The organism is Nocardia grenadensis NBRC 108939, assembly GCF_001613445.1.
GTDB lineage: Bacteria > Actinomycetota > Actinomycetes > Mycobacteriales > Mycobacteriaceae > Nocardia > Nocardia grenadensis.
The window spans coordinates 599,157-619,644 of sequence record NZ_BDCJ01000003.1 but is presented as its reverse complement, the minus strand read 5'-3'; the positions used below and the strand labels follow the sequence as shown (position 1 = coordinate 619,644).

The window sequence follows — 20,488 nt, the reverse complement described above, 5'->3', positions numbered from 1 at the left end:
CCTTGGAGGTGTTGTAGACCGCCATCGAGGGCGCGGTCGCGAAACCCGCGGCCGAGGCCACATTGATGATGCCGCCGCGGCTGGTGGACCGCAGCCGGGGTGCGAAGATCTCGCATCCGTGCACCACGCCCCACAGGTTGATACCGAGCGCCCACTCCCAGTCGGCGAACCCGATCTCGCCGACCGGTTTCCCGCCGATTCCGACGCCGGCGTTATTGACCACCAGCGAGACCCCGCCGTCGAATACGGAGTCGGCGAAACGGGCGAGGATCTCCATGTCCTCACGGTGGGCGACATCGCAGCGGAAGGCGTGGGCGGCGCCGGGGTGATCGCGTTCGATGAGGGCCACCGTTTCCGCGGCACGGCTCTCGTCGATATCGGCGCAGACGATCTGCCCGCCCCGGGCGGCCAGTTCGCGGGCCAGGGCGCGGCCGATTCCGCTCCCGGCCCCGGTGACCACCGCGCGGGCGCCGTGGGTGCGGCCCGAGGTGCCGAACGGCAGGAGATCACGCAAGGCTGTCATCTCGGCTCACTTTCCGTGGGGTGCCGGCCTCGAGTGCCGCGCAGAGGAAATCGGCGGCCCGGCCCAGGGGCGGCGTCGGCCTCGGGGGTCAGGCGCGGTAGTGCCTGTGCGGCCGGCCGTGAACGCGGGGAGGGCGTCCGCGGGACGTCCGAGCGCGAGGTCCTCATCGACCTAGTCATGTGTTCAGAATCATTCAGTAATGTGCCATTTGTCAATGGCGGATTATTGGCGGATCGATCGGTGGTGTGACCGGTGACATATCCACGACTGTCACGTTTCGGACCGCTGCCCTGTCCCATGACAGACACCGAGACGAGACCCAGGGAGAACGCCATGAACGCCACCCACCACCAGGACATCGTGATCATCGGCGCCGGCTACACCGGCATGTTGGCCGCACTGCGTACCGCCCGGCGTACCCGTCGGATGCCGGTCCGCATCACCGTGGTGAACCCGTCGGCCCGGTTCACCGAACGTCTGCGCCTGCATCAGATCGCCACCGGGCAGCAGTTGGCCGAGTACTCCATCCCCGATCTGCTCGCCGGTTCGGATATCGAGTTCCGCCGGGCCGCCGCGACAGCACTCGACCCCACGAAGCGCATGGTGGCGCTCGACGACGACACCGCCCTGGGCTACGACATCCTGATCTACGCGCTCGGCAGCGTCAGTGACACCGCGGGTGTGCCCGGGGCTCGGGAACACGCCTTCACCCTGGACAACCGGGCGCTCGCGCAACGGTTCTCCGAACAACTACCCGGAATCGCCGCGACAGGTGGCTCCGTCACAGTATGCGGTGGCGGCCTCACCGGAATCGAGGCCGCCACGGAGATCGCCGAGAGTTATCCGGGCCTCTCCGTCACCTTGCTGAGCCGGAACGAGCCAGGCGCCATGATGGGTGAAAAGGCCCGCGCCTACCTGAGCCGGGCACTGGATCGGCTCGGTATCGACCGGCGGGTGGGCAGCGACGTCGCCGAGGTACTGCCGGGCGCGGTGCGGTTGTCGGCCGGCGAACTGCTCGAATCCGATCTCACGCTGTGGACGGCGGGAGTCCGGGTGCCGCCGCTGGCGGCCGACGCGGGAATCCGGACCGACGAGCGTGGCCGGGTCGTCACCGACGCCACCCTACGTTCGGTATCCCATCCCGAAATCTACGCGGTCGGCGACGCGGCGGCGGTCCGGATGGAATGGGGCCCACTGCACGGCACCTGCCAGAGCGGTATGCCGACCGCCGCCTATGTCGGAGACACCATCGCGCGCCGGCTGAAGGGCAAGAAGGTGGCGCCCTTCCGCTTCGGATACGTCCACCAGCCCCTGAGCCTGGGCCGCAACGATGCGGTGATCCAGTTCGTCACCGCAGACGAGACGCCCCGCCGCTGGTATCTGACCGGCCGGGCCGCGGTCGGGTACAAGGAGACCGTCAGCAGCAGCCCGCTGCCGGTGTTCCGGCTGAGCAGGCATCTCCCGGTTCCGGTCCGGCCCTCGTCCGCGGGACACGTCGCCTGAAATCACCCTGGCGCGGTGGCGACCGGACAGAATCGATCACGATGGGACACCACGAGCACAATGCGGGGACAGCGGCCTCGGCGGATCATTTCGGCGAGCATCGGGGCCTGCTCTTCGGCGTCGCCTACCGGATGCTGGGCAGCGTGGCCGATGCCGAAGATGCCCTGCAGGACACCTGGCTCACCTGGAACGCGGCCGATCGCGCCGGGGTCGCGCACCCGAAGGCTTACCTGGTCCGGACGGTGACCAACCTGTCGATCAACCGGCTCACCTCGGCGCGCGCGGTCCGCGAGCGATATATCGGTCCGTGGCTGCCCGAACCCCTGCTCACGGCGCCGGACTCGACCGAGGAGGAAGCCGAGATGGCGGACAGTGTGTCCATGGCCCTGCTCGTGGTCCTGGAAACGCTCACGCCGGTGGAACGTGCGGTGTTCGTCCTGCACGAGGTGTTCGGGTACCCGTACGGCGAGATCGCCGGATATCTGGAGCGACCCGAGGCCACCATCCGCCAGATCGCGCACCGTGCCCGAGGACATGTGCGAGCTCGCCGGCCCCGGTGCGATACCGAGGAGCAGCCCCGCACGGCGATCATCGAGCGATTCCTCGCGGCCTGCCGCGGGGGAGACGTGAACGCGCTCATGGAGGTATTGGCACCGGATGTCACCGCCTGGAACGATGGCGGTGGGAAGATCACCGCCGCGCGACGGCCGGTCCACGGGCCCGATCATGTGGCGCGCTGGATGATCGGTGTATTGGCCAAGCCGATCAGTGCCGGTATCGAACTCGCCACCGTGCCTGTCAATGGAGAGACCGGGATCCTGGGCACGATCGATGGACACCCGATCGGTGTACTCACCTTCGAAATCGCCGGTGGATGCATTCACGGACTGCGTTTCCAGGTCAACCCCGACAAGCTCGGCGGGGTGTGCGGCGGTCCGAATCCGGCGGAGTGAACACCGGCGGCATCGGGGTGTCGACCTGGCAGGTGACCCGCGTGGCGCTCCCGGCCGCCACGCGGTGCTGCGGCACGATGAGGAGATGAATATCGACCTTTCCGGACGGCATGCACTGGTCACGGGTTCCAGCCAGGGCATCGGCCTGGCCATCGCCACCGCGCTGGCGCGGGCCGGCGCGTCGGTGATCGTGAACGGGCGCGGGCCGGATAAGGCCGAAGCGGCCCGCACTCGCATTCTGGAGGAGGTATCCGGGGCGTCGGTGCGTGCCGTCGCCGCCGACCTCTCCTCGGCAGTGGGGGCCGGAATACTGCGGGAAAAGGTCCCCGAGCTGGATATTCTCGTCAACAACCTCGGCATCTTCGAGGCGAAACCGGTGCTCGAGATCGACGATGACGATTGGCGGCGCTACTTCGAGGTGAATGTGCTGTCCGCCGTCCGGCTTCTCCGGATGTATCTGCCCGGCATGATGCAGCAGGGTTTCGGCCGTGTCATGAATATCGCCAGCGATTCGGCGGTGGTGACCCCGCTGGAGATGGTGCACTACGGCACCACCAAAACCGCGCTGCTCGCCGTCACCCGTGGCTACGCGAAAGCCGCGGCGGGCACCGGGGTCACCGTCAATTCCGTGATGGCGGGCCCGACCCATACGCCCGGTGTCGAGAATTTCGTCCGCGACCTGGTCGGCTCCGAACTGCCCTGGGAGGAGGCCCAGCACCGGTTCATGCTGGAACATCGCCCGCATTCGCTGCTGCAGCGTCTGATCGAACCGGCCGAGATCGGCAATATGGTGGTCTACCTCGCCTCGGACCAGGCCTCGGCCACGACCGGAGGCGCGGTCCGGGTGGACGGCGGCTACATCGATTCCATCCTGCCCTGACCAGGTCGCTCGACCGCCGCGATATGCCGGTCGAGCGGTGTCAGGCAATATCGAACTCGGTGCTGGTCCCCACAATCGGCTCCAGGCGGCCGTCGGGCGTGAGCCGATCGGCGAAGTGCACGAAACGATGCCGCCCCGGCACGGTATCGGTGGGGATGTCCCAGGTGAAGGATGCCACCGAGATACCCGGGCCGCGAGTGCTCCAGTGGAAGCGCACGGCCCACTCACCTTCGTTCGCGACCCGCACCCAGGTCCCGTTCACCAGCCGCTGCGCTTCGAGGAAGGTGCCGTTGCGGCGGGGATTGTGTTTCGGGTGGGCGGAGACGAATTCCACCTCGGCCCGGGTACCGCGGGTGTAGTGCGGGGCCGGCGGGGTGAGTACGGCGCCGAAATCGTGTCCCGGCAGGGCGGTATCGGGGCCGGGGGCGGGGACGAAGTCTGGTTGCAGATGCGAGAGGTCGCGCGGGGCCGGGCCCCGGTCGACGGCCGCGCCGGTGGCGAGCGCGGTGGCCAGCCGCGTGAATTCCTGCTGGTAGGCGGGCAACGTGTACCGGCCGAACAGGGTGGACGCGCCCTCGTACTGCTGCGCGTCGTATTCCTCCGGGGTTGTGACGTATTCGTGGTAGGCGTTGGCGTACCCCTGGAGCAGTACCTGATCCAGTTCGACCCCGAGTGCCGCCGCCACCGCCCGGCGCACCCGCAGGCCGGCCACAATGGTGAACTCGCCACCGGCCGCCGCCAGATACAACTCGCCGAGGCGGACGATCTGGATCGGCACCACACTGGGCACCCACGGTGCCGGTGGCAGCAGATCGAACGGCACCGCGATCGCCTTGGGCGCCTGGGCATCGGCCAGCCAGCCGGGTGCGGGCTGATGCGGGTCGCCGAGGAAGTCGAGGAAGGGGTTGCGCACGCCCTCCGGAATCGGGCCGCCCGGCAGGCCCGGACCGTCCTCGACACTCCCGGCGAGCAACGACACACCCGCGGCGGGCGGGGCGGTGCGGCGGGCGGCGCCGTCGGGCGTGAACCGTCCGTCGACCGCGATATCGGACAGGTCGATGTAGCAGAACACCGAGTCCACCGGCCCGTTCATGGGGTTCGCGGCCGCGACCGCCGTGCGGGCGGCATCGTGCTGGCGCTCACCGAGAATGCGGGTGTTGTCGAACTCGTTGCCGGTCGGCCCCGACCCGGGCCGCAGATCCAGATTCGGCGACATATCGCCGGCATTGGTCTGGGCGAAGGCGGCGAGGTAACCCGGTGCGCCGTCCAGATAGCGCACGCCGTGGTCGGTGTGCTCGCAGGCGAATGCCGCGTAACCCTTGTTGTCCGAGCTGATCAGCCGGTTCTTGTTCGTCATCGAGGTGTTGTGGGTGGCGAACCAGGTGATCGCGCCGACCTCTTCACCGGCCTTCCTGATCGATACCGTGGTGACCGCCGGATCGATGGCGTCCGGGAAGTGCGCCCGGTCCGCGGCGGGGTTACGGTCGAAGGCGACCCGGGACCGGTTCACGCTGGCGTTGCGCAGTTCGGCGCGGCCGAGGGCGAGCGTCCCGGGGGAGAGGTCGGCATGCGCGGCCGCGATGGCTTCGACGAGTCCGTTCACCTCGGCGTCGTACACCTGCTGCTTGAACCCGAGAATCGACAGGTTGTAGGCGTAGTCGTGGGCGGCCCCGCCGCAGACCGCGTGCGAATGTGTCGACGTGAGCAGGACATTGCGTTCGGTGTACAGATCGCCGAAACGGCGACCCAGTTCGGTGAGCACGCCGCGGTGCACCGACTGGAAGATCATCGCGTTCTCGGCGACGGCGAAGACGACCCGCTCCGACCCGGAGGCGACGACGAACGCGCGAGCGCGGGGGCGCAGGTGGATGCCCGCGGTGGTCTGATCCTGCTGGGAGTAGCCCATCATGCCGCATTCCGCGGCGGGACCGGTGATATCGGAGATACCCAGGCCCACGAGGTAGCCGCCGGGTGCGGCCTGTGCGGTGGCGGCGAACTGCGCACCGAGACCCGGTGCGGTCGCGGTGAGCGCGCCCAGCGCGACCGTTCCGGCCGCCGCTCCCGCCAGCACCGTGCGGCGGGGGAGCGCCGCACGGTCGGATTCCGTGGGACGCGCCGCGGACCGTATTTCGGAGGTTGCCACCATCGAGATGTCCTTCCTGCTCGACTGGCAGCGAACCACACTGTTGAACAAACGTCCAGATGCGGCCCGGCCGGTCGCGGCATCGAATGCGCACGCGTCCGATGCTCTCGGCGAGTAGCGGTCGTATTCGGCCCGAACCGCGGCAGCGCCACATCGGGCCGATCGATGAACTTGCTCGGATCAGTCCGGAAGCAACGGCACCGATAAACCTTCGCCGTGCCGTAGCAGCGCGGCGCGGGTGACCACCCCGGAGCCGAACCGGTCGCGTAGTGCGTCCAGGGTGGTGTCCAGCGCCGGGGCGGGCTCCTGGTCGAACGGCAGGGAGAGCTGTCCGGGGTCGGCGTTCTCCAGATTCGTCAACGCCAGCCCGATCAGGGTGAGGCCGCGTGTGGCGATCATCGGCATCGCCTCGGTCAGCAGGCTCCGGGCAGCACGCAGGATCGTCTCGGTATGGTCGGTGGCCGCGGGCAGGGTGCGCGACCGGGTGGCGCGGGTGAAATCGTCGAAACGCATCCGTAGCACCACCGTGCGGCAGCTCCGCCGGGCGGCGCGTAGTCGACCGCCGAGCCGGTCGGTGAGACCGTGCAGATACGCCTCGATCTCCGCGGGCGGGTGCGGCCGGCGGCCCAGTGCGCGTTGCGCACCGAGGGACCGTCGCCGCCGCCCCGTCTCCACCCGCCGTGGATCGCGCGCCCAGGATAGGGCGTGCAGATGCCGGGCCGCCGCCGTGCCGACGATCGGCCGCAGATCCGCTTCGCCCAGCTCCGCCAGCTGCCCGATCCGGTCGATACCGTGCGCACGCAGGGCGCGTTCGGTCACCGGGCCCACACCCCACAGCCGGTGTACCGGCAGCGGATGCAGGAACCCGAGCTCGTCGGCCGGTTCCACCCGCAGCAACCCGTCCGGTTTCGCGACCGCGCTGGCCACCTTGGCCAGGAATTTCGTCCCCGCGATACCGACCGAGATCGGCAGACCGACCTCCCGTCGCACCCGCGCCCGCAGCCCGGCGGCAATGGCCTGCGGTTCACCCGCGATGCGGCGCAGTCCCGCGACATCGAGGAACGCCTCGTCGATCGATATCCCCTCCACGATCGGGGTGGTATCGGCGAAGATCTCGAACACCGACCGGCTGGCTTCGGCATAGACCGACATCCGCGGCGGGACCACCATCGCGTCCGGGCACAGGCTCAACGCCTTGCCGATGTTCATCGGTGTGCGGACGCCCGCGGCCTTGGCCTCATAGCTGGCGGCCAGGACGACTCCACCGCCCACCAGTACCGGTCTGCCGCGCAGCAGGGGTTGATCCCGCTGCTCCACCGAGGCATAGAAGGAATCCAGATCTGCGTGCAGGATCGACGCGTGATCCCGGGCGGCGATCCGGGGACGCCGGGGCGATCGTTCGAGCGGGACGATCTCCGCAGGGGCCGCGGGTGGTCCCGGAGCGGGAGATGCCCGACCGTATTCGAACATATGTTCACACTAGCAGCGGATGGTCCTCCGACCGGGGGAAGGGGCAACTGGTCGCCATGAGGTCATATGCCGGTGGAACGGCTGCACCTTCCCCGGTCGCTACGGTGAGTTCGGGCGATCGGGCTCGGTCGAGCTCTCTCCGTCCAATAGCCGCTGGACGATATCGCCGTAACGTAGCAGCACCTGGTCGGACCGTGCGGCCGAGTGGGGGGCTTCGAAGATTCGCAGCGTGGCGGCGAGGCCCATCAGCGCACTCACTGCCAGCTCGGACCGCAACTCGGCCTCCGCACCGCCGCCGAGCCGTTCGGTCAGCGCGTCGAAGTAGCCGCCGGTGAACTTTTCCTGGATCGTGTGGGGATCCGGGGCGGTGAGTCGCAGCATGATCGCGCGACCCAAAGGTTCCACCGCGTTTGCCCGCATGCGTTGGATGATGTTTCCGACCAGGGTCCGGCCGAGTTCCTCATGGGGTATCCCGGTGAGATCGAGTGGCTGGAATTCGGCCACCTCGTGGAAGAGTTTCTCCTTGCTGCCCACCACTTTCATGACCATGGCCGGCGACAGCTCCGCGGCCAACGCGATATCGCGGATGGTCACTTGTCGGTATCCGCGCTCCGCGAACAGTTTCGACGCCGCCGCCAGCGCGGCGTCCCTGGCTCGGGTCACCGCGCGGATACCGTGTCGGCGTGCGATGTGGCGGGTGGCCGCGCGGTGGGTTCGAGCAGCTCGAGGTCGAGGTGACGAGCCGAGCCCCAGATCGTGATCGCGCGGGCGGTGGACGAGGAACTCGTGAACGCGGTGATGATGTATCTCCCGTTCTGCGGAAGTGGCAGTTGGTAATCTCCGGTCGCACCGGTCTTGGTGGTCCCGACAGCTTCGCCTGTGTGCCGGGTGAGTACCACATTGACACCGTCCACCGGCCCGCTCGCATCGACCACTGTGCCCGCCATCATCAGCCGTTCCTTCAGCACTATCGCCTCGATTCTGCCGCCGGCGTCGATGTCCACCAAACGGGAGTCCGGTGCCCATCCGTCGGCCGCGGTGACCAGAAGATAGCGGCCCGGGCCGGGTACGGCGACCGAGAAGTGGCCCGCCGAGTCCACCTGACTCCAATCGACGTGGTCGGCGGACGGTGTGAACACGGTGACGACCGCGTGACCGATCGGGCGCTTCGACCGGCTGATCACTTTCCCGCCGGCCACCGCCTCGTGCGGATGCTCGGATTTGTCGACTTCCTCGCTGTTCTCGTCCGGTGTCTCGCGAAGTCCGGTCATGGCCAACGCGATGACCGCTGTGACGACGCAGGCACCCGCGGAAACCCAGAAGATCACGGTGAAGGCCGCGAAGCTGGGAAATACCTCGTCGGCGACTCGGACCGTACTCATGGTGGCCACCGCGGCCATGACCGCGCTGGACAATGCCGTGCCGATGTACCGCAACAGGGTGTTCAGTCCGTTCGCGGACGCCGATTCCGTCAGTGGAACGGCGCGCATGATCAGCGTGGGAAGGGCGGCGTAGGTCATCGATGTCCCGGCGGCCACCAGTACCGAGCCCACGACTATCTGCCAGAGATTGTCGCTGAGGTACACGCGAGCCACATAGGAACCCGCCATCACGAGTGTTCCGGTGAGCAGGGTCGCCACCGGGCCGTATCGGCGCAGGATCTTCGCGGATACCGGCGCCATCGCGCCGAAGACCAGGGCGATGGGTGCCATCCACAGCCCGGTGTTCAAGATGTCGTATCCGAGCCCGTAACCGGAACCGACCGGCAATTGGAGCAATTGGGTGGTGACGAGCATATTCGCGAACATGGCGAAGCCCAGCAGTAGCGAGGCCACGTTGGCCAGCAGGACAGCCGGACGGGCTGCGATTCGCACATTGACCAGTGGATTGCGGACCCGGAGTTCGAGCGGTACCCAGGCGATGAGGAGGGCCGCGCCCGCGCCGACCATGGTCAGGGTGATACCCGAGGTCCAGCCCCAATGCGCGCCTTTGGACAACGCCAGCATTACCGCTGTCAGGGCGACCGAACCGATGATCGCGCCCCGATAGTCGAACGATCCACCGGTCTTGACCGGCGACTCGCGGATCACCCGCCAGACGGCGGCGAGAACGACCACTCCCACTACGCCGGTAACCCAGAAGATGGCATGCCAGTCCAAATGCGCTGCAATCAGACCGGACAGGGGGAGCCCCGCGCCGGAACCGATCGCCAGGCTGGCACTCATCAGCGCGACACCGAGCGGCATGCGATCGCGCGGTAGCTCGTCCCGGAGAATCGCAATACCCACGGGTATGAGGGACAGTCCGACACCCTGTAACGCGCGAGCGATGATTATCGGGATGAGGGCGGTACTGACGGCGCCGAGTACCGAGCCGAGGACCATGATGGCGAGTGCCACCATCATCATCCGCTTTTTCCCGAACATATCGGCGAGCCTGGTGACGGTGGGAATCGAGACCGCACCGAAGAGCAAGGTCGCGGTCACCAGCCACGACGCGTTGTCGGCGGTTGTGTTCAGCAGGCCGGGAAGATCGGGGAGGAGTGGGAGGACGAGCGTTTGCTGGAGGGAGACAACGGTGCCGGTGAGTGCCAGGGTCGCCATCACGGTCCAGCTCCGTGCGCCTTCGACTCGGACTGGCGCGCTCACACAGAAACCCCTTCCTCGGCGTGAACAAGTGTTCACCCCGATGAGTGAACCAGTGTTCACCATCCCGAGTCGAGCACCGGGCGACGAATGTGATCAAGGTCGCGAGGGGTCGGAGGCGCCCGTCGGCGTTTACCGAGACGCTGGGCGAACAGTTGCCGCGGTCGCCGGGCGAGGTGGAGCACGCACCCGGGAGCTCAGAACCCGGCGTGGAGTCGAGCCCACTCGATATCCCACTGCTTCATTCGGCGTAGCCGGAGGCGGCAGGCGGTGAGCGCGGTCGGCACGGCGCAGAGCAAGCCCGGCGCGCTCCAGGCGAACAGTCCGACGAGGACCGAGTCGAACAGGACCGACGAATCGTTCGGAGGTGCGGTGGTGTACGTGCCGTCCCGCTCCACCCAGATATCGATGACCTCACCTCGGCGATAGCCGGGCGGGGCGTTCACCTTGCCGGTGTGCTGGGCGCCGGCGGCGAACCAGGTGGCCTGGATCGTGGGGTACAGATCGTATTCGTTGGGGGCGGGCGCGGATTCCCGGAGCGTCGCGGGCACGCGGTGCCGTTCGGCGGCCGCCTCGGCGGCGGCTGCGCTGAGCGCCCGGTGGGTGTCGATGCCGATCGCTGCCGCAATCGGGATCGCCGCGGCGGTGACGAGTAGTACGCCGCATACGAGCCAGGCCAGGAGGCGGTCCCCGCGGCGGAGCAGCGGGCTGTCGCGCCACGGACGCAGGTTCCACAGCCGTGTCACGGCGGTGGGGTATCTGCTCGGTGGGGGGATCATTTGTTCTGTCCGGGAGGGGAATCGGGTCGGTATCGTCTTCTTTCGATCATGTCAGGCCGTGCTTGGGAAATCGGTGCCGGGCATCTGTGATACGCCTCATGTATCGCCGATCGCCACGAATGTGTTGCCCGCGCACGAGTGACAGAGCCGGAGTCGTACCGGGCGTGCCGATCGTTCGCGCCGTCGATACGTGCGTGATCGATCCGACCCGGGTGGCCCGACGGCGGCAGCGCCGTGGCCGGGTGATGTGCCGTCGAGCCGGCTGCGCGTGGCCGGGGTCATGGGAACGGTCCGCCTCGTAGCGGGATTTCAGACCGTGGTGCTCGAGTTCCCGCAGGGTCTGGCCGAGCATTGCGTGGCTGATGCCGGCGACCGCGCGGTGCAGCTCCCGGAAGCGGTGGTGGCCCGCATCGATTTCCTCCAGGACACGCAGCCCCCAATGCGCCGGGCCGGGTGTTCCGGTGCCGTGCGAGTCGTCGGACCGCGTCGGCCGGTCCTGCTTCGCCGCGCCTCGAAGTGCTCTCGTCACCGATGGCAGGGCCTTTCGGCCCTACGCCTGTGCGCCGCGAACACATTTGATGGTCGCCGGGGCGGACGGACGTATGGAGTGCTGTGGACAGTGAGAGGGTGCGGGCCGCGCGGACGTGGTCGGCGATGCCGTTTCCCGACGTGGTGGTGTATACCGGCGGCCGGGTGCCGGCGATCGAGCGGGAACGATTCGCCGGCGCGGTCGGCCGGCTGCTGGAACGGCTGGGTGTGCCGGGCGGTGCCCGGCTCCGGATCACCGCTCCGAAGCGTGGTCCGCTGGTGATCCAGGTGAATCTGCGGATCGCCGGCGGCGCGGCCCGGGTCCAGACGCTCACGCGCCGGGACGGCGACGCACTGTCGACCGTCAGGCGGCTGGAACGGCAGATCACGGCGTTACGAGGAGTGTGGCGGCCGCGGCCGTGGCCGGATCCGGCCCGGCAGCCCCTCGATATCCCGGGCCCGGGCGAGTTGGTCCGCCGGAAGCCGGTTCCGGTGGTCAGGTGCCACCCGTCGACGGCAGCGGCGGTGATGGACGCGATGGATTACGACACCCACCTGTTCGTCGATGCCGATACCGGCGAGGACGCCATCGTCTACCGCGCGGGGCCGAGTGGCCTGCGATTGGCCCGCTGCCACAGCGTCCACCCGCCACCGGCGCCGAGCGGGGCGTGGGCGTGCACGCTCAATCCACGACCGGCACCGCCGCTGACCGAAGCCGGTGCCGTGGCCAGGCTGTGTAAGTACGGATTGCCGTTCCTGTTCTACACCGACCCCGGTACGGGGCGCGGCAGGTTGCTGTACCGGCGTTACGACACCGATCTGGCACTCGTCCTCCCCGACGACGGCACCGAGATCATCACCTCGTAGTCCTGTCGATTCCCCCCGCCGGCCCTATTCGGACCGGTCACCCTCGGCGATCCTGCCGGGCGACCGGTGTTCGGTCGCCCGGCCTCGTCCACCGGGGACGCACCGTGGTGATCCGGTCGGAGCGCCGGGGGTTCCGACATTCGGATCCTTGCGATTCGATTGTCCGGCCGGCGGGCGACCGGTTGCGATAATACGGCCACTACCTGGGGCGACGGTGGTGTCACCGAAGCGCCGGCCCGAAGTTTCCGCGGCGCCGGCCGCGCGTTCACCCGCCAGTAGATGCTTGACAGTTGTTAACCTTTTGCCGTCGGTACGGATCGAATGACCGGCCACCTGCGAGCGAAGGGAACCTGCACGATGACGACAATGTGTCAGGTCACCCCATCCGGGACGCCACCGCATGAAGGATCCGCCGATGCCCCTGCCCGATTCGTCGACCACCACCGAGGAGTTCGTGGTGGCCGTGGAACGGGTGCAAGTGGCACTCATCCAGGCGGCCCGGCAATTCCGGACGATGGATCGCGCGGGCATCAACCAGTCCGCGCGCAGCGCCCTCGCGGCGATCGTGAAATTCGGGCCGCTGTCGATGTCCGAACTCGCGGCCCACGAGGGCGTGGACCCGGCCGGCGTATCGCGCACCGTCCGGAAGCTGGAGGAGTCCGGAGATGTCCGACGCCGGACCTCCGAGGAGGACGGGCGGGTCAATCTGATCGAGGTGACCGAATCCGGTCGCGAGCTGTTCCTGCGCAGCCGCCGGCAGCTCACCGAGATCATTCTGGACCGGATCTCGACGCTCCCACCCGAGCAACTGGCCGCGATCGTCGCACTCGGCGACGGGCTGGAACTGCTGGTGGCGGCCACGGGCCCGCGCCCGTCCTGACGACCTCGTGCGGGTGCCGAACCCTTACGGCGCCCGGTCCTCTCACCGCTTCGGCCCCCTGACCCGCGGGGTCCTACGCCGGCCCCGTTCCCACACCCCTGCTCCGCCGGTCGCGCCTGCGCGTCGCCGGCCGATCGAACGGATTCTCATGACCGTGCTGAGTGCCGAGCCCACCGCCGAACGGGTGGGCCGCACACCGCCGATCCGCCGTCCGGCCACCGGTTCGCGGGTCACCGCCCTCCTCGGCGTGGCCGCGCCACCGCTGGCCCTTATCATCCTGCTGGCGGTCGGCTGGAACGTGATGGCCGCCCGCATGGACAGCCCGCTGGTGCCGTCGCTCGGCGCGATCGCGGACGAACTGGTGACCCTGTCCAGCGGCGGTGCGCTGTGGGCGAACCTCCAGGTGACGCTGACGCGGGTGCTCATGGGCTTCGCCGTGGCGTTCGTCGTGGCCGTGGTTCTCGGGATCGCCATGGGCCGCAACAAATACGTCCGGCGGTTCCTCGAGCCTGCCGTACTCCTGGGATTGGTGACGCCGGGCCTGGTGAAGGCGCTGCTGTGCGTTATCTGGTTCGGCATCAGCATGATCAACCCGATCCTGGCAGTGGCCCTCGCCGCCGCGCCCGCACTCATCGTCAACATCACCCAGGGGGTCCGCGAGGTCGATCCGCAGCTGCACGAGATGGCCCATGTGTACCACTTCAGCGCGTGGACCCGGCTGCGGCGGATCTGGATGCCCGCCCTGGCGCCCTCGCTGTTCACCGGTGCCCGGCTGGGAATCGCGATGTCGTGGAAGGTGATCGTCCTGGTCGAGATCTTCGGGCTGGCCAGCGGGGTCGGATATCAGCTCAACCTGGAGTTCTCCAATCACAACGTGGCAGGCGTACTCGCCTGGACCATCGCCTTCGCCCTGGTCATGACCGCGATCGAGTACGGCGTCCTGCAAACACTGGAGCGGCGGGTCTCCCGCTGGCGTAAGGAGTCCTCGGTATGAGCGTCGGTATCGAACTGCGCGATATCGCCAAATCGTTCGTGAGCAAGAAGGACGGCACCGTCCAAACGGTTTTCGAGAACTTCTCGCTCGACGTGGCACCGGGTGAACTCGTCGCCCTCGTGGGCGCCTCGGGCACCGGTAAAACCACCCTGCTGCATCTGGTGGCGGGACTGGAGACCGCGGATGCCGGGGTGATCCGGGTCGGTGCGAACACCGCGCCGAAACGGACCGGAATGGTGTTCCAGCAGCCGCGGCTGCTGGACTGGATCAGCGTCGCCGAGAACATCGAGATCGCCGCGAAATCGGCCGGACAGAGCGTATCGGCCGTCCCCGAACTCATCGAGGCGGTCGGTCTGAGCGACTACGCCGATGCCTACCCGTCGGTCCTGTCCGGTGGCCAGCGCCAGCGGGCCGCGGTCGCCCGGGCGTTCGCGGTGGATCCCGACATCGTCCTATTCGACGAACCGTTCAGCGCGCTCGATGAACTCACCGGCCGCAAACTACGGCTGCTGCTGCAAACCCTGCTCATCGAACGCTCGGTCACCGGTCTCCTGGTCACCCACAACGCGCTCGAAGCGGCCTTCCTGGCCGACCGGGTCGTCGTGCTCGCCGACCGGCCGGCCCGCATCGTGCAGGACCTCCGGGTCGACCTGTCGCGTCCGCGTTCCACCGAGGACGCCACGCTCTTCGACCTGCACCGCGACATCATCGCCCATATCGCCTGAGACGACCCCATCCAGAAACGGAGACCCCGTGTCCACCACACGCGGCACTATCTTCACTCGCGAAGCCACCCTGGGACCCGCCGTGACACGCCGGCAGGCCCTCCGGGCGGGAGCCGCGCTCGTCGGCGGACTCGGTCTCGGCGCGCTGCTGGTCTCCTGTGGGGACGCCGGCACCGCCGCGGTCGACGCGAACGGTAATCCGTTGCGGCCGATCAAGATCGGCGCGGTGCAGCCCGGGACGGCGGGTTCGGTGATCGATCCGATCACCGGGCAGTTCGGCCTCGACACCAAGCACGGCCTCGATCTGAAGCGCGACGGTGGCGGCGGTGTCGGCACGGGACAGGAGAATCTGCTGACCGGTCTGCTCGACACCTTCGCCTTCGGACCGCTCGGGGCCACCGACGCCAATACCTCCGGCCACGACGTGGTTATTGTCGGACCCCAGCTGTGGAATCACGGCCGCTGGCTCGTCCCGGCGGACAGCGATATCGCCTCGGTCGAGGACCTGCGCGGTAAACGTATCGGCGTCCAGCCGGCGGGGTCCGATACCTACAAGGCGGCCGCACTGGCATCGGCCGTCAACGGGATCGACTTCGAACGGGAATTCCAGATCTTCCCCGGCCAGCCCATCGCCAATCTGGCCCTCTACGAGCGCGGCGACCTGGACGCGATCATCGCCATCGAACCCAATGCCACCCGTCTGGTCGCCCAGGGCAGCCGGCAGGTCGCGACGGTTTCGGAGCTGTGGCAGAAGGGGACCGGGGACGCGAACCCGCTGTTTCTCAACGGTGCGGCGTTCAATCGGCCGTGGCTGGAGCGGAACCGGGATACCGCCGAGCGGTTCGTCGCCCTGCGTACCGAGGCGAACACACTGATCACCGGCGACCCCGCCCTGCTCGGCCGGTATCACGAAGCCTTCGGGATACCGGCCGACGAGGAGGCCGCCATCGCACTGTTGCCCGAGCGGCTCCGCGATATCTACCCCTCAGTCTGGGACCAGAGCGTGTTCACGAATATGGACCGTCAGATCCAGGTGGCCCTGGATATCGGCCTGCTGTCGCGGCGCGCGGAGCGGCCGGTCTACGAAAGCCTGAGTTGAGCGAGCCGGTGGCCGCGCCGGCCGTACGGCATCCCCGGACCGCCCTGCTGGCCTGCTGTGCGAGCCTGTTCCTGTCCTCGCTCGACACTTCGGCGCTTGTGGTCGCTCTTCCCTCGCTGCAAGCGGATCTCGACCTGGACGTCGGGGGACTGCAGTGGGTCGTGGTGGCCAATGCCCTGGCTCGCGGCAGTACGTTGTTCCTCGCCGGCTCGCTGGCCGACCGCTACGGCCCGCGGCGGATCTTCCGGATCGGCGTCGTCCTGTTCGGTGTGGCCTCGCTGCTGTGCTTCGTCTCCTCCGGTTTCGCCGAACTGATCGTCTGGCGTGTCGTGCAGGGGATCGGCGGTTCGCTCATGACCCCCGCGTCGATCTCGCTGCTCACCGGAGTCTTCCAGGATCCGGTCGCGCGCAGCCGGGCGCTGGGTTCCTGGAGCGCGACCGCCGGAGTGTCCACGGCCCTGGGACCGGTCATCGGCGGAGTGCTCGTCGCGACCGTCGGGTGGCGCAGCGTATTCCTGATCTGCCTACCGTTCGCGGCACTTGTTGTGATCAGCCTGCGCTGGGTACCCGAGTCCCCGGTCCCGCGGTTGCGGCGGCGCATCGACCCGGCCGGTCATCTGTCCATCGCCGCGACGCTGTTCTTCGTGACCTTCGCACTGTCCGGTGGTGCCCGCGACGGCTGGCTGTCGGCGACAACGCTGCTCGCGCTGGTCGCGGCCGTGCTGTCGATGGCGATCGTCGCCCGAGTCGAGCGGCGGGCGGCGGACCCGGTCCTCGACCTGACCGTCTTCCGCCGGCCGCAATTGCGCGGTGCGGTATTGACGGCCGGGTTCTCCTATTTCTGCCTCACCGGGATGAACTTCGTCAATACGCTCTACCTCCAGCAGGTGCGCGGGTATACGCCGTGGGAAGCGGGGCTGATGGCGCTACCGCTCACGGCCGGGACCCTCGTCGCCGCACAGGTGTCCGGGCGGCTGCTGGGCCGATACGGTCCGCGAAGGCCCGTTCTCCTCGCCTATCTCTTCCTGATCACCGCCATGGTGTTCCTGGCGTTCGCGGCCTCGACCACCTCGTCGATCGGCTGGATTCTGATGGCCTTCGCGCTCCTCGGCATCGGCATGGGTATGGCGAATCCGCCCGCGACGTCGTCGGCCGTGGCCGCTCTCCCACGTGAACGCGCCGGGTCGGCCAGCGCGATCACCAGTACCTCGCGGCAGGTCGGTATGAATCTGGGTACGGCCACCCTGGGTGCGGTAACCGTTTCCGTCGCAGGACGTTTCGCGCGGTCCGAACCCGTCGCCGCGCACGATTTCACCTCCGGAATGCGCATCGCCTACGCGGCCACCGCAGTCGTGGCCGTCCTCGCGCTCGTCGCCGCGCACCGCTGTTTCCCGGCGCCCCCGAACTCGACCACATCCGCGGTCGACACCACCCCACGAAAGGAACGATCCGATGACCACCAAAGAATCGAAAGCCACCCCGGCGAAGATCACGAGCGTCCGGACCGGAGCGATTTTCACCCTGCCCTATCTGGTCGGCCTCGAGAAGGGCTACTTTCTCGACGAGGGCGTTGATCTGGAACTCGTCGCGCCCGGGGCCTACAACGTCAGTGTCAAGCCGATCGAAGATCATCACCTGGTGAGTTCGTTCGGTGGCATCTCCCGCGGCTTCGAAGACGGTGATGTCTCGCTGTACCGTGCCTGCGAATGGGGGCAGGTCCGGCGGGCACAGGATTCGGGTCGCGGCGGGCAGATCGTGACCCAGCGGGCGGCCATCGCCAGCCAGGCGATCTTCGTCCGCCCCGACTCCGAGGTATTCCACCCGCAGAGTCTGCGCAATAAGCAGGTCGCGGTGAACTTTCACCACGGCTCCCACTACCTCGCGATCCAGACGCTCGAGGGGTTCATCGAGCCCGACGAATTGAAGGTCGTGCACGTCGGTGGTCCGGCCGACCGGTTCCGGGCATTGCGTGACGGCACCGTGGAAGCCGTAGCGCTGATGGAGCCGTATATCAGCCTGGCACTGAAGCAGGGCTACCGGCTCATCGCCGAAGCGTTCTACACCGGCGCCGAGATCGCCGACGAGAAGGTCGATCCCGAGGTCTACGCGGCGATCGACCGCGGCGTCCGCCGGGCCGTCGCCGATATCAATGCCGATGTCACGCCCTACCTGCACTACTTCACCGCGGAGATCCCGGAAGATCTGGGCACGCTGGAGGAGTCGGATATCAGCACGTGGCGGCTGCGCTTCGCGGACCCGCAGCCGTACGCGCCCGAACAGTTCGACCAGACCTACCGCTGGCTCCTGAAGTGGGGTCTGATCGAATCCGGCTCCGAATTCAAGAAACTGGTCGACAACCGAGCACTGTCCTTGTGAATCGGTGGTGTCCGGGGTGGTGTATCGCGTGATGCGCCGCCCCGGGCAGCGGACCGTATGCCCCCGAGCGGAGGATCCCCCCACTCGTCTTCGGCCGGGAATGGCTGTCCCGCAGCGGTATCGGGTAGATTCCCATTCCCGACCGACGCATCGTCTGTCGTGAGTCGAGACCTGAGGTTCGATGTGAAACGCCGACGTATGAGGCCCGCACTGCTGGTCGCTGTTGCCGCTGCGATGTTGGCCGCGTCCGGCACGGTGTTCGGCGCCGGGGTCGCCTCCGCCGACAGCGGCGATCCGATCGCCGACTCCAGAAAACTTCTCGCCGATCCGGTCTCGCCGAACGGCTCGCGAATTGTCGCGAGCCGGGTCGATGGCCGCAGCCTGACCATGCTGGTGCACTCCGCGGCGATGGACGAGAACATCACCGTCCGGGTCCAGCGCCCCCGCGACGCCGCACAACCCCGGCCGGTGCTCTACCTCGTCAACGGGGCCGGCGGGGGTACCGACGCGGCGACCTGGTGGGCCAATACCGATATCGGCGATTTCCTGGCCACCAAGGACGTGAATGTCGTGATGCCGGTCGGTGGCGCGTTCGCCTACTACACCGACTGGAAACGTGATGATCCGGTGCTCGGCCGCAACAAATGGCGCACCTTCTTCCTCGAGGAGTTGCCGCCGCTGGTAGACGGAGCACTGGGCACCAACGGGATCAATGCCATCGCGGCGAACTCCATGACCGCGACCGCGATTCTGCAGATGGCCGAGGCCGCCCCCGGCTTCTATCGGAGCGTCGCCGGATACAGCGGATGCGCCCAGATCGCGGATCCGGTCGGGCGACAGTTCACCAAGCTGGTCGTCGAACTCTACGGTGGCGGCGATGTCCGCAATATGTACGGCGAGGACGACGATCCGGCCTGGGTCGCCAATGATCCGGTGGTGAACGCCGAGGCACTGCGCGGTACGAGGTTGTTCGTCTCGACCGGCAACGGACTTCCCGGGCAGTGGGATACCGTCGACGGCGACTACGCGCTGCCGGGACCCCAGGGCCTGGCCAATCAGCTCCTGGTCGGCGGCGTCATCGAGGCCGCCACCGGTTGGTGCACCCGCAACCTCCAGGACCGGCTCGCCCAGTTGCGGATCCCGGCCACCTTCGACTACGTGCCGTCGGGCACACACTCCTGGGGTTACTGGCGTGACGCGTTCTATCGCTCCTGGCCGCTCCTCGCCGAAGGACTCGGAATACCCGAGTAGGACATATGTGGGTTTCGCCACGAAGTGGCGGTGGACCGCGACCGCACCCGGACTCCGGTATACCGCGCGCAGCCGCCGCGCTCGCCGGGCGGCGAGTGACCTCACCCGACTCCGGAACGGCAGTGGCACCGGTCGTGCCGTCCTCCGCTCGGTATCTTCGACCTGGTCGCCCGGCCGACGAGAGTCGGCCGCTTCGATCTCGGCGACATTACCGCCGGCTCTCCTTCGGCGCCTGCTCGTTGTCGCCGGGTCATCCGGACCGGCCGACGCCCTGAGACCGTAGCGGCCCGCGCTCGGAAAGACTCGACGTCTCCTATCTCGAACGCGTACGGGAGGAAATCTCGAGGCTGCCGGGTCTGCCGTCGAGGTGAGTGCCCAGGGCCGCACATGCTTCCGGCCCGGTCGGGAAGTTCGCGGAAACTGGTGTGCCCGGCCCGCTGGGGCGATTCGTCCGCGCCGCGAAACCGCAGATGAACGACCGTATCGCCCCGGTCCGGCCGACCATGCGCATATTGCTGTCCATTTTGTCCTGTTGACAGTTCTCGTGTTACCGGTCACACTTCCTCAAGTTGACATGACTGTCACGTCAGATAGGGAAGTGCCGAGGAGGCAGCATGACCGCATCCGTAACCGACATAGGCGAGCCGGGTCGGCGAGCGGGCGATCGGGTCGGCCGAGGGAGCGCGGCAGCGAGCACGCCGGAAGGAACGGCGACCGCCGCCTCGCGAATCCGGACCGGACAGGTCATCGAGCCGGGCACACCACTGGACGGTCACGACCCACAGCGCGGCGGAGTCCGGATCGCTTCGTCCGCGATCCGATGAGCACCGCGGCCGCGTGCGGCCGGACGGCCGGCGACATCGCCGAGTGCG

The 20,488-nt window shown here is 68.0% G+C and carries 17 protein-coding genes; 10 read left to right on the top strand and 7 right to left on the bottom strand.

Annotated elements, in window-relative coordinates; translation table 11 throughout:
• On the bottom strand, positions 1–523 hold a 523-nt coding region (locus NGR01S_RS04980), incomplete at its 3' end, for an SDR family NAD(P)-dependent oxidoreductase (RefSeq protein ID WP_157107119.1).
• A 333-nt stretch (positions 524–856) separates the two neighbouring features.
• On the opposite strand from NGR01S_RS04980, the gene NGR01S_RS04975 reads away from it, so the two are divergent.
• From NGR01S_RS04975 to NGR01S_RS04965, 3 genes are all read left to right on the top strand, one after another.
• Entirely contained in the window at positions 857–2,026 is a 1,170-nt protein-coding gene (locus tag NGR01S_RS04975; protein WP_084480373.1) for an NAD(P)/FAD-dependent oxidoreductase, read from the top strand.
• Between the two features lie 41 nt (positions 2,027–2,067).
• Entirely contained in the window at positions 2,068–2,979 is a 912-nt protein-coding gene (locus NGR01S_RS04970) for an RNA polymerase sigma-70 factor (protein WP_063034915.1), read from the top strand.
• 85 nt (positions 2,980–3,064) lie between these two features.
• On the top strand, positions 3,065–3,859 hold the full coding sequence (locus tag NGR01S_RS04965) for an SDR family NAD(P)-dependent oxidoreductase (RefSeq protein ID WP_063035007.1): 795 nt from the start codon (positions 3,065–3,067) through the stop codon (positions 3,857–3,859).
• A 40-nt stretch (positions 3,860–3,899) separates the two neighbouring features.
• Here the strand turns inward: NGR01S_RS04965 and NGR01S_RS04960 are convergent, their stop codons facing one another.
• The 6 genes from NGR01S_RS04960 to NGR01S_RS29980 all read right to left on the bottom strand — a co-directional run bounded on the left by NGR01S_RS04960 (position 3,900) and on the right by NGR01S_RS29980 (position 11,425).
• A complete protein-coding gene (locus tag NGR01S_RS04960) occupies positions 3,900–6,005 on the bottom strand; it encodes a neutral/alkaline non-lysosomal ceramidase N-terminal domain-containing protein (RefSeq protein WP_063034914.1) in 2,106 nt (701 codons plus the stop codon).
• Positions 6,006–6,182: 177 nt separating this feature from the next.
• Positions 6,183–7,472: a DNA polymerase IV gene (gene dinB, locus NGR01S_RS04955; protein WP_084480372.1), complete on the bottom strand. Its 1,290-nt coding sequence runs from the start codon at positions 7,470–7,472 to the stop codon at positions 6,183–6,185.
• 99 nt (positions 7,473–7,571) lie between these two features.
• Positions 7,572–8,135, bottom strand: a complete 564-nt coding sequence (locus NGR01S_RS31450) for a TetR/AcrR family transcriptional regulator (protein WP_063034913.1) — start codon at positions 8,133–8,135, stop codon at positions 7,572–7,574.
• A complete protein-coding gene (locus NGR01S_RS04945; RefSeq protein ID WP_169811865.1) occupies positions 8,132–10,120 on the bottom strand; it encodes an MFS transporter in 1,989 nt (662 codons plus the stop codon). Before NGR01S_RS04945 ends, NGR01S_RS31450 begins: the two co-directional genes overlap by 4 nt.
• A 194-nt stretch (positions 10,121–10,314) precedes the next feature.
• Positions 10,315–10,863 carry an Rv1733c family protein gene (locus NGR01S_RS04940; RefSeq protein WP_063034911.1) on the bottom strand — a complete coding sequence of 183 codons (549 nt, stop codon included), beginning with the start codon at positions 10,861–10,863 and terminating at the stop codon, positions 10,315–10,317.
• Between the two features lie 79 nt (positions 10,864–10,942).
• Positions 10,943–11,425, bottom strand: a complete 483-nt coding sequence (locus NGR01S_RS29980; RefSeq protein WP_084480369.1) for a winged helix-turn-helix transcriptional regulator — start codon at positions 11,423–11,425, stop codon at positions 10,943–10,945.
• 83 nt (positions 11,426–11,508) lie between these two features.
• Here NGR01S_RS29980 and NGR01S_RS04930 point away from each other — a divergent pair, with 83 nt between their 5' ends.
• The 7 genes from NGR01S_RS04930 to NGR01S_RS04900 all read left to right on the top strand — a co-directional run bounded on the left by NGR01S_RS04930 (position 11,509) and on the right by NGR01S_RS04900 (position 19,616).
• On the top strand, positions 11,509–12,291 hold the full coding sequence (locus tag NGR01S_RS04930; RefSeq protein ID WP_245664431.1) for a sigma 54 modulation/S30EA ribosomal C-terminal domain-containing protein: 783 nt from the start codon (positions 11,509–11,511) through the stop codon (positions 12,289–12,291).
• A gap of 415 nt (positions 12,292–12,706) precedes the next feature.
• Positions 12,707–13,171, top strand: a complete 465-nt coding sequence (locus tag NGR01S_RS04925; RefSeq protein WP_169811864.1) for a MarR family winged helix-turn-helix transcriptional regulator — start codon at positions 12,707–12,709, stop codon at positions 13,169–13,171.
• Between the two features lie 148 nt (positions 13,172–13,319).
• Positions 13,320–14,165, top strand: coding sequence for an ABC transporter permease (locus NGR01S_RS04920; protein ID WP_218020717.1), 846 nt, complete (start codon positions 13,320–13,322; stop codon positions 14,163–14,165).
• Positions 14,162–14,890, top strand: a complete 729-nt coding sequence (locus tag NGR01S_RS04915) for an ABC transporter ATP-binding protein (protein WP_063034908.1) — start codon at positions 14,162–14,164, stop codon at positions 14,888–14,890. Before NGR01S_RS04920 ends, NGR01S_RS04915 begins: the two co-directional genes overlap by 4 nt.
• A 28-nt stretch (positions 14,891–14,918) precedes the next feature.
• The gene (locus NGR01S_RS04910) at positions 14,919–15,989 is read left to right on the top strand and encodes an ABC transporter substrate-binding protein (protein ID WP_063034907.1); all 1,071 of its coding nucleotides are present in this window, start codon (positions 14,919–14,921) and stop codon (positions 15,987–15,989) included.
• A complete protein-coding gene (locus tag NGR01S_RS31900; protein WP_218020716.1) occupies positions 15,986–17,563 on the top strand; it encodes an MFS transporter in 1,578 nt (525 codons plus the stop codon). The genes NGR01S_RS04910 and NGR01S_RS31900 overlap by 4 nt, the downstream gene beginning before the upstream one ends.
• A gap of 1,000 nt (positions 17,564–18,563) precedes the next feature.
• Positions 18,564–19,616 carry an alpha/beta hydrolase gene (locus tag NGR01S_RS04900; protein ID WP_174551657.1) on the top strand — a complete coding sequence of 351 codons (1,053 nt, stop codon included), beginning with the start codon at positions 18,564–18,566 and terminating at the stop codon, positions 19,614–19,616.
• Positions 19,617–20,488: the final 872 nt, after the last annotated feature.

What these genes read in the sequence shown, in the direction of transcription:
- NGR01S_RS04975 (WP_084480373.1), top strand. Translation starts at nt 857, where the DNA reads ATGAACGCCACCCACCACCAGGACATCGTGATCATCGGCGCCGGCTAC.
- NGR01S_RS04970 (WP_063034915.1), top strand. Translation starts at nt 2,068, where the DNA reads ATGGGACACCACGAGCACAATGCGGGGACAGCGGCCTCGGCGGATCAT.
- NGR01S_RS04965 (WP_063035007.1), top strand. Translation starts at nt 3,065, where the DNA reads ATGAATATCGACCTTTCCGGACGGCATGCACTGGTCACGGGTTCCAGC.
- NGR01S_RS04960 (WP_063034914.1), bottom strand. Translation starts at nt 6,005, where the DNA reads ATGGTGGCAACCTCCGAAATACGGTCCGCGGCGCGTCCCACGGAATCC.
- dinB (WP_084480372.1), bottom strand. Translation starts at nt 7,472, where the DNA reads ATGTTCGAATACGGTCGGGCATCTCCCGCTCCGGGACCACCCGCGGCC.
- NGR01S_RS04925 (WP_169811864.1), top strand. Translation starts at nt 12,707, where the DNA reads ATGCCCCTGCCCGATTCGTCGACCACCACCGAGGAGTTCGTGGTGGCC.
- NGR01S_RS04920 (WP_218020717.1), top strand. Translation starts at nt 13,320, where the DNA reads ATGACCGTGCTGAGTGCCGAGCCCACCGCCGAACGGGTGGGCCGCACA.
- NGR01S_RS04915 (WP_063034908.1), top strand. Translation starts at nt 14,162, where the DNA reads ATGAGCGTCGGTATCGAACTGCGCGATATCGCCAAATCGTTCGTGAGC.
- NGR01S_RS04900 (WP_174551657.1), top strand. Translation starts at nt 18,564, where the DNA reads ATGAGGCCCGCACTGCTGGTCGCTGTTGCCGCTGCGATGTTGGCCGCG.